The organism is Bacteroides xylanisolvens XB1A (genome assembly GCF_000210075.1).
Taxonomy (GTDB): domain Bacteria; phylum Bacteroidota; class Bacteroidia; order Bacteroidales; family Bacteroidaceae; genus Bacteroides; species Bacteroides xylanisolvens.
Map to the genome: position 1 here is coordinate 558382 of NC_021017.1, position 3803 is coordinate 562184.

3 protein-coding genes and 1 pseudogene are annotated in these 3803 nt (G+C 36.9%); all 4 read left to right on the plus strand.

The genetic code is table 11. The annotated features are described in order from the left end of the window. Positions 1-373, plus strand: a pseudogene (locus tag BXY_RS02225) (hypothetical protein); the annotation flags it as partial. 8 nt (positions 374-381) lie between these two features. Next, positions 382-1104: a tetratricopeptide repeat protein gene (locus tag BXY_RS02230; RefSeq protein WP_015531111.1), complete on the plus strand. Its 723-nt coding sequence runs from the start codon at positions 382-384 to the stop codon at positions 1102-1104. 31 nt (positions 1105-1135) lie between these two features. Beyond that, the gene (locus BXY_RS02235) at positions 1136-2956 is read left to right on the plus strand and encodes a BatD family protein (RefSeq protein ID WP_015531112.1); all 1821 of its coding nucleotides are present in this window, start codon (positions 1136-1138) and stop codon (positions 2954-2956) included. An 18-nt stretch (positions 2957-2974) separates the two neighbouring features. Beyond that, a partial coding sequence (locus BXY_RS02240) for a tetratricopeptide repeat protein (RefSeq protein WP_208946724.1) occupies positions 2975-3803 on the plus strand: 829 nt, incomplete at its 3' end.

Below are 3803 nucleotides of genomic sequence, written 5' to 3' on the forward strand. Positions count from 1 at the left end.
AGTAAGTGTATTGGGAGTAGGTATGCCTGATGGTGCCCCCATTCCGGTAGAAGGTACGAATGATTATCGCCGCGACCGGGAAGGTAATGTGATTGTTACCCGTTTGAATGAAGCTATGTGCCAAGAAATTGCTAAGGAAGGAAAAGGTATATATGTACGAGTAGACAACTCTAATTCAGCCCAAAGAGCTATTAATCAAGAAGTGAACAAAATGGCGAAGTCTGATGTAGAGTCAAAAGTATATACAGAGTTTAACGAACAATTCCAAGCTATTGCATGGGTTATTCTACTATTGTTATTGGCAGAAATCTTAATTTTGGACCGCAAGAATCCTTTATTTAAGAACATTCACCTGTTTTCTAATAAGAAATAGTTATACGTATGTTAAAAAGTAAATATATTCTATTCGCTGTATTTCTGTTAGCGACAGCCGGTGTCTCGGCTCAGAAAGCAGAACGCGACTATATCCGTAAGGGAAACCGCCTGTTTAATGATAGTGTATTTGTTGACGCAGAGGTAAACTACCGGAAAGCTCTGGAAGCAAATCCCAAGTCTACAGTATCTATGTACAATTTGGGAAATACTCTTTCGCAACAGCAAAAGTTTCAGGATGCCATGGAACAATACGTATCGGCCAGCAAAATTGAAAAGGATAAAATGAAGCTCGCTCATATCTACCACAATATGGGAGTACTTTTCCAAGCTGGTAAAGATTATGCAAAGGCTGTGGACGCCTATAAAATGTCACTGCGTAATAATCCTGCCGATCATGAAACCCGGTACAATTTGGCTCTTGCACAGAAAATGTTGAAAGATCAACAAAATCAGCAGAATCAAGACCAAAATCAGGATCAGAATAAAGATCAACAAAAGCAAGATCAAAAACAAGACCAGAATAAAGACAAGCAGAAAGATCAGAAACAAGATGAAAAGAAAGATCAGCAGCAACCACCGAAGTCAGAAAAAAAACAAGATAATCAGATGTCAAAGGAGAATGCTGAACAATTGCTGAATTCTGTAATGCAGGATGAAAAAGATGTGCAAGACAAAGTGAAAAAGCAACAAAAAGTTATGCAAGGTGGTCGCTTAGAAAAAGATTGGTAATATAAAGTTGATGATATAAATTTCATAAGCAATGAAAAAACTGATTATTATATTGATGGCATTGATAGCATATAGCACTCAGATGCTTGCTGATAAAGTGTCTTTTACTGCTTCTGCTCCTGACGCAGTGGTAGTAGGCGACCAGTTCAGGCTGTCGTATACTGTTACTACACAAAAAGTGAAAGATTTCCGGGCACCATCGATCAAAGGTTTTGATGTGTTGATGGGGCCAAGCCGTTCACAACAAAGTAATACTCAAATAGTAAATGGTAATGTTACGTCTACTAGTAGTATTACATTCACATATATATTAATGGCGAATAATGCCGGAGAATACACAATACCCGGTGCCTCAATTATTGCTGATGGCGATCAAATGGTATCAAATTCAGTAAGGATTAAAGTATTGCCACAAGATCAAGGTGGTAGCAATAGTAGCAGTAGTTCTTCTACACATTCCTCATCTGGTACAGGGGTCTCTAACCAAGACTTGTTTATTACAGCAAGTGCCAGTAAAACGAATGTGTACGAACAGGAAGCATTTGTCCTGACCTATAAAATATACACCAGAGAATCCAATTTACAACTGAATAATGCAAAGTTACCCGACTTTAAAGGCTTCCATTCTCAAGAAATCGAAATGACTACAAATGCGAGATGGACTCCGGAACATTATCAGGGACGTAATTACTATACGACAGTTTATCGTCAGTTCGTTCTCTTCCCGCAACAATCAGGAAAACTATATATTGATCCTGCTCAATTCCAGATGACAGTTGGTAAACCTGTACAATCTGATGATCCTTTTGATGCTTTCTTCAATGGAGGAAGTAATGTCATTGAAATAAAAAAATCAATTTCCACCCCTAAGATAGCAATAAATGTAAATCCGCTTCCTGCAGGTAAACCGGCAGATTTCTCCGGTGGAGTGGGAGAGTTCAATATTTCTTCATCTATCAACAACAAGGAACTGAAAACCAATGATGCTATTACTATTAAATTAGTAATATCCGGTACAGGTAATCTGAAGTTAATTTCTAATCCGGAAATTAAATTCCCAGATGATTTTGAAGTATACGATCCCAAAGTAGACAATCAAGTCAGATTAACCCGGGAAGGACTTACAGGTAATAAGGTTATCGAATATTTAGCAATTCCGCGGCATGCTGGAACATATAAGATTCCAGGAGTATCTTTCAGTTATTTTGATATTCGCTCCAAATCTTATAAAACGCTGAAAACAGAAGAATATGTAATAAACGTTGAGAAAGGTGCGGGTAATGCAGATCAAGTAATTGCTAACTTCACTAATAAAGAGGATTTGAAAGTATTAGGTGAGGACATCCGTTACATCAAACAAAACGAAGTTACTCTCCAGCCTAAAGGAAGTTTCTTCTATGGTTCAATGACATATTGGCTATTCTATATCATTCCCGCTCTTGCCTTTATTATTTTCTTTATTATTTATCGTAAGCAAGCTGCTGAAAATGCGAACGTAGCTAAAATGCGTACGAAGAAAGCCAATAAAGTAGCAACAAAACGTATGAAGTTAGCTGGAAAATTACTCTCCGGAAATAAGAAAGATGCTTTCTATGATGAAGTTTTAAAGGCACTGTGGGGATATATAAGTGACAAACTGAATATTCCGGTATCTCGTTTATCTAAAGATAATATTGAAGAGAAGCTAAGAAATCATGGAGTAAATGAGGAACTAATCAAAGAATTCCTGAATGCATTGAATGACTGTGAATTTGCCCGGTTTGCTCCAGGTGATGAAAATCAAGCCATGGATAAAGTTTATTCTTCTTCAATAGAAGTAATAAGCAAAATGGAGAATTCGATAAAACATTAACCCAGAAGAGATTGTGTCATGAAAAAGATATTATTTTTTATATTATTATCAATGTCACTTACTTGTTTTGCACAAGATTCGTTAAACATTGATTCTAAACAAACCAATGGAGCTGATTCTATCCACGCTTCACATACCACATTTTCCAGTAACACACTGGAAGATGCCACAAAAGCTGAAGGCGATTCCGCATATATAAAAGAAGATTATGCAGCAGCTATTCAAATATATGAAGCATTATTAAAAAATGGAGAAGCTGCTGACGTTTATTACAATTTGGGAAATAGTTATTATAAAATAGGAGAGATAGCGAAAGCTGTTTTAAATTATGAGCGTGCCTTGTTATTGCAACCAGGAAACGGCGATATACGTGCTAATCTTGAAGTGGCACGCGCAAAGACAATAGACAAAGTTGAGCCTGTTCCTGAAGTGTTCTTTGTTTCATGGATCAAATCTCTGACAAATAGCATGAGTGTAGATGCATGGGCCACATGGGGTATTGTATCCTTTATTCTATTGATTATAGCTCTTTACTTTTTTATATTCTCTAAACAGATTGTGTTAAAGAAAGTAGGCTTCATATTAGGAATCGTTTTTCTGATTGTCACCATTTGCTCTAATCTTTTTGCTTCACAACAAAAAGAACATTTAGTCAATCGAAATGAAGCTATAGTAATGAACCCAAGTGTAACAGTTCGAAGTACTCCAAGCGAGAGTGGTACCAGTTTGTTTATTCTGCATGAAGGGAGAAAGGTAAACGTCAAGGACAACTCTATGAAAGAATGGAAAGAAATTCGGTTGGAAGATGGAAAAGTAGGATGGGTACCAGCTTCCGCTATTGAAGTAA